At 69.6% G+C, this 19,925-nt stretch carries 3 protein-coding genes; 1 reads left to right on the top strand and 2 read right to left on the bottom strand.

Annotated features, from left to right (window positions below):
• Positions 1-28: 28 nt before the first annotated feature.
• Positions 29-16,804, bottom strand: a complete 16,776-nt coding sequence (locus O7612_RS12095; RefSeq protein WP_282273150.1) for a type I polyketide synthase — start codon at positions 16,802-16,804, stop codon at positions 29-31.
• Between the two features lie 184 nt (positions 16,805-16,988).
• Here O7612_RS12095 and O7612_RS12090 point away from each other — a divergent pair, with 184 nt between their 5' ends.
• Positions 16,989-18,188 carry a cytochrome P450 gene (locus O7612_RS12090; protein ID WP_282273148.1) on the top strand — a complete coding sequence of 400 codons (1,200 nt, stop codon included), beginning with the start codon at positions 16,989-16,991 and terminating at the stop codon, positions 18,186-18,188.
• Positions 18,189-18,425: 237 nt separating this feature from the next.
• On the opposite strand, the gene O7612_RS12085 is transcribed toward O7612_RS12090, so the two are convergent.
• On the bottom strand, positions 18,426-19,901 hold the full coding sequence (locus tag O7612_RS12085) for an NAD(P)/FAD-dependent oxidoreductase (protein ID WP_282273146.1): 1,476 nt from the start codon (positions 19,899-19,901) through the stop codon (positions 18,426-18,428).
• Positions 19,902-19,925 lie beyond the last annotated feature (24 nt).

Here is a 19,925-nt window from a genome sequence, read left to right as displayed (position 1 = left end):
GGATCTCTGCGAGGGCGGGCCATGGCCGTCAGGAGTCGCCGAATTTGCTGTCGATGAACTGGAAGATCTCGTCGTCGCTGGCGTCGTCCAACCGCCCGCCGATGTCCGTGCCGTCGTCCCGTCGTCGCAGGTCGCCCCACATCGCGGTCAGTGCCTTGAGCCGTACGGTGATGTCGTCGCACAGCTCCGCGTCGAGCTCTTCTTCGCTGCCGCCGACCACCGCGGCCACGGTGCTCTCAAGCTCAGCGAGTTGATCCACAATGGACGGTCGAGTAACGGAACCGAACAGTTCCGTGCGCAGGTGCCCCGCCAGGGCGGCGGGCGTCGGGTGGTCGAACACCAGGGTCGCCGGCAGGCTCAGGTCGGTCACCGTCCTGAGGCGGTTACGCAGCTCGACCGCGGTGAGCGAGTCGAAGCCCAGATCCTTGAACGGCCGACCGGCGCCGATGCTCGACAGCGAGGAGTGTCCCAGCACCTGAGCGGTCTCCCCGCGGACCAGATCGAGCAGGCCGGAGAGCTGACCGTCGGCGTCCCGACCGGCCAGTCGCGCCCGCATCGCCGCGGCCCGGTCCGGCGCGTCGGCGGCGGCCGTCCGTCGGGCGGGCGGCAGCAACGATCGCAGCAGCGGCGACGGGTCGGCCTGCGGTCGCAGGTCGAGGGTGGCCGTCACGAGAGCGGGCTGGTCGGTACGCAGGGCCGCGTCGAACAGTGCCAGGGCATGCTGGTCGGACATCGGCCGGACACCCTGGTACGCCCTGGTCGTGTCGAGGGCCGCGGTCATGGTGCTGGCGGTCTCCCAGAGGCCCCAGGCGAGCGACTGGGCGGGCAGCCCCTGCGCCCACCGCTGGCGAGCCAAGGCGTCGAGGTAGGCGTTCGCCGCCGCGTAGTTGGCCTGCCCCGCCGCACCGAACACCCCCGACGCGGACGAGAAAAACACCAACGCACACGACCCGTCGGTCAACTCATGCAGGTGCCGTGCGGCGACAGCCTTGGTCCTGAACACCGCATCAAGCTGAGCCACCGTCAGGTTGCCCACCGTCGCGTCGTCCAGGAGCCCCGCCGCGTGAATCACCACACCAGGCCGGACCTCGTCGAGCAACGCCGCCAACGCCTCCCGATCCGTCACATCACACGCCACCACCCGCACCTGCGGCAGATCCCGCACCAACCCGTCGGCACCCGGAGCGTCCGGACCACGCCGCGAGACCAACACCAGGTCGTCCACGCCGTACTCATGCACCAGATGCCGGGCAAGCAGACCCCCCAACGTGCCGGTACCACCAGTGATCAACACCGGACCCGCACTCAAGTCCGGTTGTTGCCCGCCCTCGGTCACGCTGGCTCGCACCAACCGGGGCACCCGCACAACACCGTCGTCATCCACCCGTAGCTGCGGCTCCCCGCACAACGCCACCGCCGCCCGCGCCACCACCGGATCCACCGCGTCGACCAACACCAACCGGTCAGGGTGCTCGATCTGCGCCGACGCCAACAAGCCCCACACCGCCGCCGCATCCGGGCTCACCTGACCACCCGGAACCAGAACCAACCACCGCCGCCCGTCAGCGACCAACCGCTCCTGCACCCCCACCAGAGCAGCCGAAAGATCGACATCGGCGCAGTCCCACACCGGCAGCTCGGCCTCCCCCGTACCGGGGCTGGCCGCACCGACCTGGCCGGCGTGGCCGACCTGGCCGAGCCGACCGGCATCCACCCAGTCGATGGTGTAAAGATCCCGTGCCGCATTGACCGGCAGCCGGTTCGGTAGTGCCCGCAACACCAACGAACCCACCGTGACCACCGGTGCTCCGTCCATGTCGGTCAGGGTCACCGACACGTCGTCGCCGTCGACACGCATCCACACCCGCGCTTCTGTCGCGCCCGTGGCGTGCACGGTGACGTCCTGCCACGCGAACGGCAGCAGCGGCTCCGCCGGGCCATCGGGCTCGTGCAACGCCGCGAGGTGCAACGCGGCATCCAACAACGCCGGATGCACCCCGAAACGGTCCGCCTCCGCACGACCCACATCGTCCAGAGCCACCTCGGCGACCAGCTCCGCACCAACCCGCCACGCCGCCCGCAACCCCTGGAACACCGGGCCGTACTGCAAACCCACACCGGCCAGATGCTCGTAGAAACCCTCCACCGAAACCGGAACCGCCCCCACCGGCGGCCACACCTCATCCACATTCACATTCACATCGGTGTTCTCCACGACCAACCCCGTCGCGTGGCACACCCAATCCCCACCACCACCATCCCCGTTCCGGGAATACACCCCCACCCGACCATCAGCACCCACCACCGTCTGCACCTCAACAAAACCCGACCCCTCCAACACCAACGGCACCTGCACCATCAACTCCCGCACCACCGACAACCCCACCACATCCCCCGCACCAACCACCCACTCCACAAACTGCGTTCCCGGCACCAGGACCGTTCCGTTCACCACATGATCCCCCCACCACGAACCCACCCCCACCGAAATCCTTTCCGACACCACCACACCACCATCACCCAACCGCACCACCCCACCACCACCGCTGTCGTTGTTTCCGATGCTGCCGTCCAGCCAGAAACGCTCCCGCTGAAACGCATACGTCGGCACCTCAGCAGGCGGCACCCCCACCGGCATCACCGAACCCCAATCCACCGCCACCCCCGCCACATGCAACACACCCGCCGCCCGCAACACATCTTTCATGCCACCTTCACCACGACGTAGCGTCCCCGTCACCACACCCCCCGGCACCACATCCACCACCCCCGCCAACAACACCGGATGACCCGACACCTCCACAAACCCACGCACCCCATCACCCACCGCCGCCCGCACCGCCGCCTCAAAACACACCTCCCCCCGCAAATTCTCAAACCAATACCCACCATCCAAACCCCCACCATCCACCAACCCACCCCTCACCGTCGAATACCACGGCACCACACCCGACCGAAAACCCACCACACCCAAACGCTCCCGCAACACCCCCTCCACCACATCCACCCCCACCGAATGCGACGCATAATCCACATCCACCCACCGCACCCGCGCCCCACCCCAATCCACCGACCCCAACACCCCACGATCCCCCGACACCACACACAACCCCGGACCATTCACCGCCGCCACCGACACCCCCGAAACACCCACCAACCGCAACCGCACCTCCTCCACCGACAACCACACCGACAACATCCCCCCACCACCACCCGACAAAAACTCCCCCACCACACCCGCCCGCACCGCCACCACCCGCGCACCCTCCTCCAACGACAACACCCCCGCCACCACCGCCGCCGCCACCTCACCCTGCGAATGACCCACCACCCCCACCGGAACCACCCCCAACGACCCCCACACCCGCGCCAACGACACCATCACCGCCCACATCAACGGCTGCACCACCCGCACATCACCACCCACCACCCCACCCGACAACAACACCCCCACCACCGAACACCCCACCCACCCCCGCAAAACCCGATCACACTCCCCCATCGACTCCGCAAACACCCCCGACTCCACCAACAACCGACACGCCATCCCCTCCCACTGCCACCCCTGACCCGGAAACACAAACACCACACCAGAACCCAAACCACCCGAACCAGCCCGCGAACCAAAACCAGACGAAACAGAACCAGCCCGCGAATCCAAACCAGAACCAGAAAACGAACCAGAAGACGAAGACAAAGCAGAAGACGAAGACGAAGAACCCGAAGAACCCGAACCCGCAACCAACGAACCAGAACCCGAAGCCAACGAACCCCGCAAACCCTCCAACAGTTCCTCCACCGAACCACCCACCCCCACCGCCCTAAACGGCAACAACGCCCGACCCCACAAACCCACCGCCACCGAACCCACCCCCACACCCGAACCACCCCCCGACACAAAACCCTCCAACCGCTCCACCTGCCCCACCAACCCCTCCCACGAACGCCCCGACACCAACCACACCACCGGACCAACCGCACCACTACCACTGCCAGCAGCGGCACCCGCAGGCAGCACAACATCCCCAGAAACCACAACCGAACCAGCAACCAAATCCGAGTCCGAATCCGACGGCCCCACCACCCACTCCGGATCCGGTGCCTGCTCCAGGATCACGTGCGCATTCGTGCCACTCACCCCGAACGACGACACCCCGGCCCGACGCGGCCGACCCGTCCCCGGCCACTCCGTCCTCACCGCCGCCAACTCCACCGCACCGGCGGACCAGTCCACCTGCGGGGTCGGCGCGTCAACGTGCAGCGACCGGGGCACCACACCATGCCGCATCGCCAACACCATCTTGATCACACCAGCCACACCCGCCGCCGCCTGCGTATGACCAATATTCGACTTCACCGACCCCAACAACAACGGCCACACCCGACCCTGCCCATACACCCCCAACACCGCCTGCGCCTCAATCGGATCCCCCAACCGCGTCCCCGTCCCATGCCCCTCCACCACATCCACATCCACCGCAGACAACCCCGCCGACGCCAGCGCCTGCCGGATCACCCGCTGCTGCGACGGACCATTCGGCGCCGTCAACCCATTCGACGCACCATCCTGATTCACCGCCGAACCCCGCACCACCGCCAACACCCGATGCCCACGCTCCCGCGCCACCGACAACCGCTCCAGCAGCACCAGACCGATACCCTCGGAGAAACCCGCGCCGTCGGCGGCGGCCGCGAAAGACTTGCACCGGCCGTCAGCGGCCAACCCACGCTGCCGGGAGAACTCCACAAGGACGCTGGGCGTCGCCATGATCGATACCCCGCCGGCGAGTGCCATGTCGCATTCCCCGGCCCGCAGGGACTGCGCCGCCAGGTGCAACGCCACCAACGACGACGAACACGCCGTGTCCACCGTCACCGCCGGACCCTCAAAACCAAACGTGTACGACACCCGACCCGACGCCACACTCCCCGCATTACCGTTCGTGAAATAACCCTCCAACTCCGGCGGAACCGACCGCACCCGCGACCCGTAATCGTGATACATCAACCCCGCGAACACACCCGTCCGACTCCCCCGCAACGACAACGGATCCAAACCCGCCCGCTCCAACACCTCCCACGACACCTCCAACAACAACCGCTGCTGCGGATCCATCGCCAACGCCTCACGCGGCGAAACACCAAACAGATCAGCATCGAAATCCGCAGCGTCGTACAGGAACCCGCCGTGTCGGGTGTAGGCGGTCCCCGGCTTCTCTCCGGTCGGGTCGTAGAGCGAGGCCAGGTCCCAGCCCCGGTCGGTGGGCAGATCACCGATCGCGTCGGCGCCGTCCGTGAGCAGCTGCCACAGATCCTCGGGTGAGGACACACCGCCGGGGAACCGGCACGCCATCGCGACGACGACGATCGGGTCCTCCTGTGTCGCGGTCGTCGTCGCGGGCACCTCCGGGGGCTGCGGCGCACCGAACATCAGCTCGTCGAGGTGGGCGGCCAGCGCCACAGGCGACGGAAAATCGAACACCAGCGTGGCCGGCAGCCGTACGTCCAACTGCGCAGCGACACGATTGCGCAGGTCTACAGCAGTCAGGGAATCGAAGCCCATGTCCCGGAAGGCCGAGCGGGGCTCTATCCGTCCCTCGTCTCGGAAGCCGAGAACCGCAGCTGCCTGTCCGCACACCAGCCGCAGGATGTCGGCACGGCGGTGCTCCACGTCAAGGACGGCGAGGCGGCGGGCCCAGGTGGCGTCCCCCTCGCCAGTCGCGGCCATGGGACGCATCACCGTGACCAGCTGTGACAGCAGCGGGGGCACCTCTGCCGAACCGGTCAGGCGCAAGCGCGCCGGCATCACCACGGGAGCGTCCACCCGGAGTGCGGCGTCGAACAGCCGCAGCCCGAGTTCGTCACCGATCGGCATTACCCGGGACCGCTCCAGGCGCTCGCGATCGGCCGAGCCGGTCATCGCGCTTTCGCTGTCCCAGAGGCCCCAGGCGAGTGACTGCGCGGGTAGTCCCTGTGCCCGCCGTTGCCGGGCCAGGGCGTCGAGGTAGGCGTTCGCCGCCGCATAGTTGGCCTGACCCGCCGACCCGAACACACCAGCGGCCGAGGAGAAGAACACCAACGCATCGAGCTGCCGATCGCGGGTCAACTCATGCAACAGGTACGCACTGCGGGCCTTCGCAGCAAAGACCACCTCCAACCGCTCCGGCGTCAGATTGCCGATCGTGGCGTCATCCAAGACTCCCGCCGCGTGGATCACCACCCGCGGCCCAACCTCATCGAGCAACGCCGCCAACGCCACCCGATCAGCCACATCACACGCCACCACCCGCACCCCCGGCAGATCCCGGGTCAACGCCTCAGCACCCGGCGCATCCGGACCACGCCGCGACACCAACACCAGATCGTCCACCCCGTACTCACCCACCAAATGCCGCGCCAACAAACCACCCAACGTGCCAGTACCACCCGTGACCAACACCGGACCGGCACTCAAGTCCGACCGTCGCCCGCCCTCAGGCGGCACGGCCCGCACCAACCTCGGCACCCGGACACGACCGTCGTCATCCACCCAAAGCTGCGGCTCACCACACACCCCCACCGCCGCCCGCGCCACCACCGGATCCGCCGCATCGACCAGCACCAGCCGGCCCGGATGCTCCGTCTGCGCCGACGCCAACAAACCCCACACCGCCGCCGCATCCGGAACAGACCGACCACCCGCCACCAACACCAACCACCGCCGCTCATCAGCAACCAACCGCTCCTGCACCCCGACCAAAACATCAGCCAGACCAACACCCGCGCAATCCCACACCGGCAACCCGGCCGCCACCCCACCGAGGTCGACCGCACCGAACTGGCTTTCCTGGCCGGCATGGCCGACCTGGCTCGCCTCCCCGACCTGGCTGAGTTTGCCACCATGGCCGGTACCACTCACCTGGCCGAGCTGGTCAACATGACCAAGCTGGCCGGTATCACTCACCTGGCCGGTGTGGTCGATCTGGGTAGGTTGGCTAAGCTGGCCGGTGTCGATCCAGTCGACGGTGTAAAGATCCCGTGCCGCCCTGACCGGCAGCTGATCCGACATCGGCCGCAGCACCAACGACCCCACCGTCGCCACCAACCCACCACCACCATCGGTCAAAACCACCGACAACCGATCACCATCAACCCGCATCCACACCCGTGCCGCTGTCGCACCCGTCGCATGCACCACCACGTCCTGCCATGCAAACGGCAACACCACCGGTCCGCCGTCACCAGCCCCCCCGCCTACGACCACCGCCGGGTGCAACGCCGCGTCCAACAGCGCCGGATGGATCACCAGCCGCCCGACACCCTCATGCTCCGATACCGGCAACTCCACCTCAGCGAAGACCTCACCACCGTCCACCCACACCGCTCGCACACCCCGAAACACCGGACCATACTCATAGCCCCGAACCGCCAACCCCTCATAAAAACTGTCGACAGACACCGCAACCGCGCCCACCGGCGGCCACACCGCACCCGCCCCCCACAGCACCGGGGCCACAGCGGAACCGCCCCCCGAGACATCCACAACACCTGGCATATTCACATCGGCATGTTCAGCCAACAAACCCGTCGCGTGACACACCCACGAATCATCACCGTCACCGCGGGAGTACACCGCTACCCGGCCGTCTCCACCCACCACCGTCTGCACCTCAACAAACCCCGACCCCTCCAACACCAACGGCACCTGCACCATCAACTCCCGCACCACCGACAACCCCACCACATCCCCCGCACCAACCACCCACTCCACAAACTGCGCCCCCGGCACCAACACCACCCCATTCACCACATGATCCCCCCACCACGAACCCACCCCCACCGAAATCCTTTCCGACACCACCACACCACCATCACCCAACCGCACCACCCCACCACCACCACTACCACTGCCACTGCCGTTGTCTCCGGTATCACCGTCCAGCCAGAAACGCTCCCGCTGAAACGCATACGTCGGCACCTCAGCAGGCGGCACCCCCACCGGCATCACCGAACCCCAATCCACCGCCACCCCCGCCACATGCAACACACCCGCCGCCCGCAACACATCTTTCATGCCACCTTCACCACGACGTAGCGTCCCCGTCACCACACCCCCCGGCACCACATCCACCACCCCCGCCAACAACACCGGATGACCCGACACCTCCACAAACCCACGCACCCCATCACCCACCGCCGCCCGCACCGCCGCCTCAAAACACACCTCCCCCCGCAAATTCTCAAACCAATACCCACCATCCAAACCCCCACCATCCACCAACCCACCCCTCACCGTCGAATACCACGGCACCACACCCGACCGAAAACCCACCACACCCAAACGCTCCCGCAACACCCCCTCCACCACATCCACCCCCACCGAATGCGACGCATAATCCACATCCACCCACCGCACCCGCGCCCCACCCCAATCCACCGACCCCAACACCCCACGATCCCCCGACACCACACACAACCCCGGACCATTCACCGCCGCCACCGACACCCCCGAAACACCCACCAACCGCAACCGCACCTCCTCCACCGACAACCACACCGACAACATCCCCCCACCACCACCCGACAAAAACTCCCCCACCACACCCGCCCGCACCGCCACCACCCGCGCACCCTCCTCCAACGACAACACCCCCGCCACCACCGCCGCCGCCACCTCACCCTGCGAATGACCCACCACCCCCACCGGAACCACCCCCAACGACCCCCACACCCGCGCCAACGACACCATCACCGCCCACATCAACGGCTGCACCACCCGCACATCACCACCCACCACCCCACCCGACAACAACACCCCCACCACCGAACACCCCACCCACCCCCGCAAAACCCGATCACACTCCCCCATCGACTCCGCAAACACCCCCGACTCCACCAACAACCGACACGCCATCCCCTCCCACTGCCACCCCTGACCCGGAAACACAAACACCACACCAGAAGACGAAACAGAAGACAAAGACGAAGCAGAACCAGAACCAGAAAACGAAGCAGAACCCGAAGAACCCGAACCCGCAACCAACGAACCAGAACCCGAAACCAACGAACCCCGCAGACTATCCAACAGTTCCTCTACCGAACCACCCACCCCCACCGCCCTAAACGGCAACAACGCCCGACCCCACAAACCCACCGCCACCGAACCCACCCCCACACCCGAACCACCCCCCGACACAAAACCCTCCAACCGCTCCACCTGCCCCACCAACCCCTCCCACGAACGCCCCGACACCAACCACACCACCGGACGATCCGCATCAGCAACGCAGGCGACATCAGTACCCGCAGGCACAACAACATCCCCACAAAGCACACCCGAATCCGAATCCGAATCCGAATCCGAATCCGACAATGCCACAACAGAACCAGAACCAGCAGCAGAGAAAGAAGGAGAAGAAACAGAAACCGAGCCGAAACTAGAATCCGAGCCAGAAGCGGAACCCGGATTCGACGGCACCGGCACCCACTCCGGATCCGGTGCCTGTTCCAGGATCACGTGCGCGTTCGTGCCACTCACCCCGAACGACGACACCCCGGCCCGACGCGGCCGGCCCGTCCCCGGCCACTCCGTCCTCACCGCCGCCAACTCCACCGCACCGGCGGACCAGTCCACCTGCGGGGTCGGCGCGTCAACGTGCAGCGACCTCGGCACCACACCATGCCGCATCGCCAACACCATCTTGATCACACCAGCCACACCCGCCGCCGCCTGCGTATGACCGAGGTTCGACTTCACCGACCCCAACAACAACGGCCGCACCCGACCCTGCCCATACACCCCCAACACCGCCTGCGCCTCAATCGGATCCCCCAACCGCGTCCCCGTCCCATGCCCCTCCACCACATCCACATCCACCGCAGACAACCCCGCCGACGCCAGCGCCTGCCGGATAACCCGCTGCTGCGACGGACCATTCGGCGCCGTCAACCCATTCGACGCACCATCCTGATTCACCGCCGAACCCCGCACCACCGCCAACACCCGATGCCCACGCTCCCGCGCCACCGACAACCGCTCCACCAACACCACCCCCACCCCCTCAGACCACCCCGTCCCATCCGCCCCCGCCGCAAACGACTTACACCGCCCATCCACCGCCAACCCCCGCTGCCGCGAAAACTCCACAAACACCCCCGGCGTCGCCATCACCGTCACCCCACCCGCCAGCGCCAGATCACACTCACCCAACCGCAACGACTGCACCGCCAAATGCAACGCCACCAACGACGACGAACACGCCGTATCCACCGTCACCGCCGGACCCTCAAAACCAAACGTGTACGACACCCGACCGGAGACCACGCTGGCGGCATTTCCGGTCAGCAGGTGACCCTCCACCTCGGGAGGAACGTTCGCGTCGGCCGGGCGGTAGTCCTGGCCGTTGCTGCCGACGAACACCCCGGTGCGGCTACCGCGCAGTGACAGCGGATCGATACCCGCCCGCTCCAACACCTCCCACGACACCTCCAACAACAACCGCTGCTGCGGATCCATCGCCAACGCCTCACGCGGCGAAACACCAAAAAACCCCGCATCAAAATCCCCAGCCCCATACAAAAACCCACCCTCACGCGCATAACTCGTCCCCACCCGATCCGGATCCGCATCAAACAACCCACCCAGATCCCAACCCCGATCCACCGGAAAACCACCCACCGCATCCCGCTCCCCCACCACCAGATCCCACAAATCCTCCGGCGACCACACACCCCCCGGATACCGACACGCCATACCCACGATCACCACCGGATCCCCCTCCACCACCCCCGAACCCGAACCCGAACCCACACCCACAGCCACAGCCGCAGCCACAGCCGCACCACCGAACAACAGCTCATCCAGATGACCAGCCAGCACCACAGGCGACGGATAGTCGAAGACCAGGGTCGCGGAGAGGGTTTCACCAACGGCCGTCGCCAACTGGTTGCGGAGTTCGACGGCGCTCAGCGAGGTGAAGCCGAGGTCCCTGAAAGCCCGTTCCAGGTCGATCCGGCTCGGGTCGGTCTCGCCGAGCACGAGCGCGGTGTGCTCGCCGACGAGGGCGGTGAGGCGTGCCCGGCGGGCCGCCGGGGCGAGTCTGCCGAGTTCGGCGACCGGTCGCCGGTCCGGTGCCGGCGGCGCGGCGGTGGCCAGGGTGCTCAGCAACGGGCTGGGCCTGCTGGCGGTGAAGGCGGCCGGGAACCTCTCCCAGTCGATGTCGGCGATCGTCACCGACGTCTCGCCGCGGTCGAGGACGTGGCCGAGCGCCGCCAGTGCCCGGTGTGGTGGCAGCGCCGTGTAGCCGGTGCGGCGGAGTTCGCGTACGCCGTCGGCCATGCCCGCGCCCGCCCACGGACCCCACGAGATCACCACCGCCGGGCGTCCGGCCCGGCGCATCAAGCGGCCGAGGGCGTGCAGGTACGCGTTGGCGGCGGCGTAGTTGGCCTGACCGGGGGTGCCGATGGTGCCGGCGACCGAGGAGAAGAGCACGAACGCGGTCAGCGGGTGGTCCCGGGTCAGCTCGTCGATCAGGCGTGCCGAGTGCGCCTTGGCTGCCAGGACGGTCTCGAAGCGGGACGGCGACAACGATTCGATCACTCCGTCGTCGAGGACCCCCGCGGTGTGGAACACCGCGGTGACCGCGCCGACGGTGCGCAGCGCGTCGGCGACCTGGCTCCGGTCGGCGACGTCGCAGGCGAGGACGGTGACGTCGCAGCCGTGCTCCCGCAGGTCCCGGATGAGGTCGGCGGCACCGGGCGCGTCCGGGCCGCGCCGGCTGAGCAGGACGACGTGGTCCGCGCCGCGCTGCGCCAGCCATCGGGCGACGGCCGCTCCGAGCGCACCGGTCCCCCCGGTGACCAGTACCGTGCCGTGCGGGGTCCACGGCGTGTCGTCGGCGGCGTGCCCGGTCTGCGGCAGCCGCTCCAGCCGGCGGGCCAGGACGCCGCCGGTCCGGATGGCGACCTGGTCCTCGCCGCTGTCGGAGAGCAGCACGTCGACGAGGCGGTCGGCGGCGGCCCGGCCGGCGGCGGGAAGGTCGACGAGGCCACCCCACCGGGTGGGGTGTTCGAGGGCTGCCACCCGCCCGAAGCCCCAGGTGGCCGCGGCGGCAGGGCGCTCACCGGCGCCGGTGGTGCCGACCCACAGGCGACCGGGCGTCGCGTCCGGGAGGGCCTGGAGCAGCGTCAGTACGGTGGTGAGGCCGGCGGGCACGGCGGCGGCCGGGTCGTCCTCGCCGCCGAGGTCGCACAGCGCGAGAATCCCGTCGTAGTCGTCCCCGATCGGGTCCGGCGGCGACCCGGGCTCCACCGTCAGGGTGGTGACGTCGGCACCGGTGGCGGTCAGCGCGCTGGCCGCGAGGCCGCCCCAGGCGTCGGGGTCGCGGTCGTCGGTGACCACCAGCCAGCGGCCGGAGCGTCGGGTGCGGTCGAGCCGCGGCACGCTGGTCCACGTCTCGCGGTAGCACCAGCGGCGCAGTTCGGCTTCCTCCCGCTGCCGGTGCCGCCAGGCGGTGAAGGCCGGCAGCAGGGGGGCGAGGTTCTCGTCGAGGGGTATCTCGCCGCGCTCCACGGCCTCCCAGAACCCGCTGTCGCCGTCCGGGGCCGCCGCCGTGACGGGTCGCGGCGGCAGCCAGAAGTGTTGCCGTTGGAACGCGTACGTCGGCAGGTCGTCGGGTGCCGTCACGGCGGGCGACACCGGTGTCCAGTCCACCGTCACCCCGGCGGTGTGCAGGGTGCCCAGGGCGGTCAGCCAGGTGACCACCTCGTCGGCGTCCCGGCGCGACACCGGCACCACCCGGCGGTCGGGGAGCATCGCCGTCAACGTCGCGTCCGGCCCCACCTCCACACACGTACCGCTGTCCACCGCGGCCAACGCGTCGGCGAACCGGACGGTGTGCCGGATCTGACGCACCCAGTAGTCCGGCTCGGTCAGTTCCGCGCCGACGTCCAGACTGGACACCATCGGCACCCGTGCGGGCCGGTACTCCACCGATGCGGCCACCTGGGCGAAGTCGGCGAGCACGGGTTCCATCAACCCGGAGTGGAACGCGTGCGAGACCCGTAGCCGGCGTACCCGTACCCCGGCCGCCGTCAACCGCTCCGCGGCGGCGTCGACCGCGGCCTCCGTGCCGGACAGCACCACCTGGTCCGGGCCGTTGACCGCCGCCACGTCCAGCCCCAGGCCCGCCACGGCCGACTCGCCGGCCTGCACGGCGAGCATCGCCCCACCGGTGGGCAGCGCGTCCATCAGGGCCGCCCGCGCCGCCACCATGCGGCACGCGTCCGCCAGGTCCAGGATCCCGGCGGTGACCGCCGCGGCGTACTCCCCGACGGAGTGCCCGACCAGCACCCGTGGCCGCATGCCGAACGAACGCAGCAGCGCCACCTGCGCCACCTGCACCGCGAACAGACCCGGCTGGGCATACCGGGTCCGGTCCAGCAGCGGGCCACCCTCGGCGACCACCGTACGCAACGGTCGCGGCAGGAACTCGTCGAGCAGGCCGCACACCCGCGCGAACTCCTGCGCGAAGACCGGAAAGCGCGCCGCCAGGCCCAGCCCCATTCCCGGTCGCTGCGACCCCTGACCCGGGAACAGCCACCCCACGGTCGCCTCGCCCGTGGCGGCCGGCTGCGGTGCGGCCCGCAGGCTCGCCAGCAGGTCCGGGACCGAGACGCCGACCCCGACCGCCCGGTGGGGCAGCACCGCCCGCGCGGCGAGCCCGGACGCCACGGCCTGCGCCGACACCTCCGGCCGCCGCTCGACGTACGCGGCCAGCCGGCCGACCTGTGCCCGCAGCGCGCCGGCCGATCGTGCCGAGACGGTCCACACCGTCGGACCGTCGGTGTCGACCTCGACGGCCGGCTCCGCCACGGTCCGCGGCGCCTGCTCCAGGACGACGTGCGCGTTGGTACCGCTGACCCCGAAGGACGAGACTCCGGCGCGACGGGGACGGTCCACCCGCGGCCAGTCACCGGTGCGCGCCGCCAGTTCCACCGCACCGGCCGACCAGTCCACCTGTGGGCTCGGCGCGTCGACGTGCAGCGACCGGGGCACCACACCGTGGCGCATCGCCAGGACCATTTTGATCACCCCGGCGACGCCCGCGGCCGCCTGCGTGTGGCCGATGTTCGACTTGATCGACCCCAGCAGCAGCGGCCGGTCACGATCCTGCCCGTACGTCGCCAGGACGGCCTGCGCCTCGATCGGGTCGCCGAGCCGGGTTCCGGTCCCGTGGGCCTCCACCACGTCCACGTCCGCCGCCGACAGGCCCGCCGAGGCGAGCGCCTGACGGATCACCCGCTGCTGGGCGGGGCCGTTCGGGGCGGTCAGCCCGTTCGACGCGCCGTCCTGGTTGACGGCCGAGCCCCGCACCACGGCCAGCACCCGGTGACCGTTGCGCCGGGCGTCCGACAGCCGCTCCACCAGCAGCACGCCGGCACCTTCCGACAGGCCGAACCCGTCCGCGGCCGCGGCGAACGACTTGCACCGCCCGTCCGGTGCGAGGTTGCCGTGGGTGCTGAACTCGATGAACATGCCGAGGCTGGGCATCACGGTCACGCCGCCGGCCACCGCCAGCGGGCATTCGCCCCGTCGTACCGCCTGTACGGCCAGGTGCAGGGCGACCAGCGACGACGAGCACGCCGTGTCGACGGTCACCGCCGGACCCTCGAACCCGAACGTGTAGGAGATGCGGCCGGCGATGACGCTGATGGTGTTGCCGGTGAAGGCGAAGCCCTCGTGTCCGGAGCCCTCGTCGAGCCGGGGGCCGTACTCCATGCCCATGGCGCCGACGAACACCCCGGTCCGGCTGCCGCGCAGGGTGGTGGCGTCGATGCCCGCCCGTTCGATCGTCTCCCAGGTGGTCTCGAGCAGCAGGCGCTGCTGCGGGTCCATCGCCAGCGCCTCGCGCGGGGAGATGCCGAAGAAGTCCGCGTCGAACAGGGCGGCGTCGTAGAGGAAGCCGGCTTCCCGCTGGTAGTAGCGGCCCGGCCCGGTGGGCGGCTCGTGGTGGGCGGCCTCGCTGTCCCAGCCCCGGTCGGTGGGGAACTCGGCGACCAGGTCGGCACCCTCGACGAGCAGCGGCCAGAGCTCCTCGGGGTCGGTCACTCCACCGGGCAGGCGGCAGCCCCAGCCGACGATGACGACGGGGTCGTCGTCGGCCGGCTCCGGGGCGGCCCCGTCGGCCGGGGTGTCCTCCCAGCCGGGGACGAGTTCGGTGTGCAGGAACTCGGCGAGGCGGCCGGGGCTGGGGTGGTCGAAGATGGCGGTGACCGGGATCCGTAGTCCGGTCGCCGCCACCACCCGGTCGCGTACGGCCATGCCGGTGACGGAGTCGAAGCCGAGCTGGCTGAACGTCCGGTCCTCGGCGAAGGTGTCCACGCCGAGCCCGGCGCACTCGTGGCGGATCAGGTCGACCAGGCGTTCCCGCTGCTCGGCGCGGTCCAGGAGGATCAGTTCGGCAGCCAGGGTCGAGGGCCCCGGCACGGTGTCCCCGGCCGGTCGCTCGTAGAGCCGTCGGCCGAGGTCGGCGGGCAAGGTGGCGGCGGCGTCGCCGTAGACCGCCGCCGGATCCAGCGGTCCGCCCGCCACCCACAGCTCGGCCAGGGACGTGGTCAGCCGGCGGAGCCCGCCCTGGCCACGGCGCAGCGAGCCGACGGCGGCCAACGGACGGTCCGCGCGCTCGGCGGTCTGCACCATCGCGGCGGTGAGTACGGGATGCGGGCTGACCTCCAGGGCGAGCTGGTAGCCGGCGGCCAGGGCCGCCTCGGTGGCCAGGTCGAAGCGGGAGACCTCGCGGAGGCAGCGGCACCAGTAGTCGACGTCGGCGGGCGTCGCGCCCAGCGGTCCGCCGAGCGCGGCGGTGAACATGGGCAGCGTGGCCGGACGCGGACGGATGCCGGCCAGGTCCGCCGTCATCCGGGGGACGATGCGGTCGATGTGCGCCGAGTGGGCGGCGTGGGCGACCGCGGCGGTGCGGGCGTGGATGCCCCGCTCGTCGCAGGCCCGCCGGAACTCGTCCGCCGCGTCGGCGTCGCCGGTGACGACGACCGAGGTGGGGCCGTTGACGACGCCGACGACGAGGCGGCCCTCCCAGCGGTCGAGCATCCGGCGGACGGCATCGGGCGGCGCGAGGACGGATACCATCGCGCCCGCTCCGGCCAGGGTCTGCTGGGCCTGGCTCCAGCGGGCCATGACCCGGGCGCCGTCGTCGAGGTCGAGCACGCCGGCGACGACGGCGGCGGGCACCTCGCCGATGCTGTGCCCGATGACCGCGGACGCCTCGACGCCGACCGCCCGCCAGGCCTCGACCAGGCCGAGGGTGACGGCGTACAGCGAGGGTTGGACGACGTCGGTCCGTCGGAGCAGGTCGGCCGGCGCGTGGCCGCGCAGCACGTCGCCGACGGGCCAGTCGACGAACGGCTCGATCGCCTGCGCGCATTCGTCGACGCGTCGGGCGAAGGCCGGTGACGTGTCCAGCAGCTCCGCGGCCATGCCGTCCCACTGGGCGCCCTGACCGGGGAAGACGAACGCCACCCGGTCGTCGTCGGTCGGCTCGCCGACCACCGGTGCGGGGGTGTCCCCGCCGGCGGCGAGCGCGTCCAGGGTCGCGGCCGGGTCGTCGTGCGCGTCGGCGACGACGGCCGTACGGGAGGTCCGGGAACCGCGCTCGACGGCGAGCCGCGCCAGGGCGTGCGCCACCTCCCGTGGCGGGGCGTGGTCCCCGGTCGACAGGAGGTCCCGGATGATGCGCGCCCGCCGGGCGGGTGAGCCGGTTCCGGGCAGGATCCACGGCAGGGAATGCTCTGCAGGGCTGGCGTACATCCGCTACCACGGCTCCTTCTCAAATGACCACGACGCAGATCGAGCCTCACACGGCGGCTACCGACCGGACACCCCTAAGAAAACCCCTAAGGACTGGGCAAGAATTTTCCGGAGTACTGACGGACGTCACTTCGGCTCTACGCTCGGATCGCTATGGTTCGACCATCTCGACTGGGGAGCGTAAATGACCGGGGTAGTACCAGAAGCACCCGCGCTGCCGACCGCGCGCAATTCGCCGTTTGATCCACCCGAACCGCTGGGAGAACTGCGACGGAATTGTCCGGTCTCACCCATGACATTTCCTGACGGCCACGTCGGATGGCTGGTCACCAGTCATTCCGCGGCCCGCTCGGTCCTTGCCGACTCCCGGTTCAGCTCGCGGCAGGAACTCCTGCGGTCCCCGATTCCGTTGCCGGTTCCGGAGCCACGCGTGCCGGCCGACCCGGGCAACTTCATCCGGCTGGACCCACCCGAGCAGACCCGGTACCGCCGGCTGCTGATGAGCCAGTTCACCGTGCGCCGGCTCCGGCAGCTGGAGCCGCGGATCACGGAGATCGTCGACGCGCAGCTGGCCACGATGGCGGATTCCGGCACCCAGGCCGACCTGCTGCGGGTGTTCGCGATGCCGATCCCCTCGCAGGTGATCTGCGAGCTGCTCGGCGTGCCGTACGCGGCGCGGGAACAGTTCCAGCGCGACGTGGCCACGCTGCTCAACATGACCTCGTCGGTGGAGGCCATCGTCGCGGCGCACCGCAGCGCCGACCGCTTCGTCGAGGAACTGGTGCTGGACAAGCGGGCACGACCGGCCGACGATCTGCTCAGCAGCCTGGCGGCGCTGCCGGAACTGACGGTGCAGGAACTCAAGAGCATGGCGTTCCTGTTGTTCTCGGCGGGCTACGAGACCACCGCCAACATGCTGGCGTTGGGCACTTTCGCGTTGCTGACCGCGCCTGAGCAGTTGGCGGCTCTCACGGCGGACGAGACACTGGCCGACGGGGCGGTGGAGGAGCTGCTGCGCTATCTCACCATCATCCATATCGGACCGGTCCGGACCGCTCTCGAAGACGTCGAGATCGATGGCGTGACGATCCGTGGGGGCGAGAGCGTCACGCTTTCCCTGAGCGCGGCGAATCGTGACCCGGAGAAATTCCCCGGACCCGACACGTTCGACATCGGACGCAATGCCGCCGGCCATCTCGCGTTCGGCCACGGGGCGCACCAGTGTCTGGGTGCCCAGCTCGCGAGAATGGAGATGCGGATCGCGTACACCCGGCTTTTCGCGCGTTTTCCGAACCTGCGCCTGGCGGTGCCGGCGGAGCAGGTCGAGGTCGCCGCGGACATGACCATCTACGGCGTGCACCGGCTGCCCGTGCGGTGGGACTGAGCCCGGCCCCGGCAGGCGCTGACGCGTGTCCCGGCGGTGGGGCACGCGTCAGCACGTCGGCGGTGCGGCCCAGGTGCCGGGGGCTCCCCGCCCGGCACCACCGGTTCCGGCGCGGGAGGCGTCGCACACCGCGCGGCAGGGGCGGGAAGAGGGCGGAGCAGGAGGCCTCGGCGATGGTCCTGACCGGGTCGCCCACCCGCCGTGGCGGGCGGGCGCACCCGGGGAAGCGGCGACGACTCAGCCGGCCGGGACCGTCGCTCCCGAACTCACCCGGCTGATGCCCAGCCGCGGTTCGGTCACCAGGTAGAGGCCGCTGGCCGCGTCGTACAGGTCGTTGGCGTCGATGTACATCGGTGCCATCGTCAGGCGGTGGTTCGGCGCGGCCTCCTCGGCCCGCCGCCGGGCCTGCTCGGCGGCGCCGAGCAGTTCCTGCACCGGCTTGGCGCCCCCGGTCGCCGCCGCGTCGATGGTCTCCGCGATCGGCGCCGCCGCCTTGCCCGCCCGGTCGGCCGCCTCCCGCAGGTCGGTGAGGCCGGCGATGATCTCACCGAAGGCCAGGTCGGCGCTCCGGGTACCGTCGCCCTGCTCGCCCCGGCTCAGCGTGTCGGCCAGCGCGAAGTACCGGTCCTTGCCGGCGTGCTGCTGGTAGAAGCTGATGACCAGGGTGAAGAGGCGATGGTACGCGTTGCGGTACAGCGACTCGAAGAACGCCTGCGCCTCCGGCTCGTTGACCTCACCCCGGTCCAGCGACAGGATCGACGCCGCCGCCAGCATGCCGCTGTACATGGCCAGGTGGACCCCGGTGGACAGCAGCGGGTCGAGGAAGCACGCCGAGTCGCCGACCAGGAAGTAGCCGTCACCGCAGAACTTGTCCGCGGCGTACGAGAAGTCCTGTTCCACCCGCACGTCGGGGAGCTGGGTCGCCTGGGCGAGCACCCGCCTCATGGTGTCCGACTCGTCGATCATCGCGGTGAGCATCGCCTCCTGCGAGTCGAACTCCCGACGCCGCTCCACGAAATTCGTCTTGTGCGTCACGAACCCGACGCTGAAGCGGTTGTCACGCAGGGGGATGAGCCAGTACCAGCCGTCCGGGGAGGAGATGACGTTGATCCCCCCGGCCGGGCTCCCGGGCAGCAGTTCGGCGTTCTCCCAGTATCCCCAGATGGCGACGTTGCGGAAGATCTCGTGCGGCCGTCGGTTGTGGAAGTGCTGGGCCGAGACGAGTCCGGCGCGGCCGGAGGCGTCGACGACGTAATCGGCGGTCTCGACCCGCAGCTCACCGCCGGCCGGTTGCCACTCGACGCCGACGGCGCGGTCACCGTCGAACAGGACGCGCTTGACGGTGGCCTGCTGCACGACCTCGGCACCGCTGTCAGCCGCGTTGTCCAGCAGCACCTTGTCGAAGATCTCGCGGTCGACCTGCCAGGAGCGGGTGTCCGACCCGAACTGCGCCGTCCAGTCGATGACCCAGTCCTGTTCCCGGCCCCACCGCATCAGCACGCCGGTCTTGGAGGTGAAACCACACGCGTTCACCTTGTCCAGCGCCCCGACGTAATCGATGATCGCGCGGCAGGAGGTCGTGATGGACTCCCCGATGTGATAGCGCGGGAATTCCGCGCGTTCGAGCAGCTTGACCTCCGTGCCGCCCCGTGCGAGAAGCCCGGCGGCGGTCGAACCGCCGGGGCCACCACCGATGACAATCACCTTCGGCATCGCGTCCGCCATTCTCTCGGGATC

Source organism: Micromonospora sp. WMMD987 (genome assembly GCF_029581435.1).
In the GTDB taxonomy this organism is placed as follows: domain Bacteria; phylum Actinomycetota; class Actinomycetes; order Mycobacteriales; family Micromonosporaceae; genus Micromonospora; species Micromonospora rifamycinica.
Note: the sequence above shows the minus strand (reverse complement) of the source record. Positions and strands in the feature narration are given on the sequence as shown.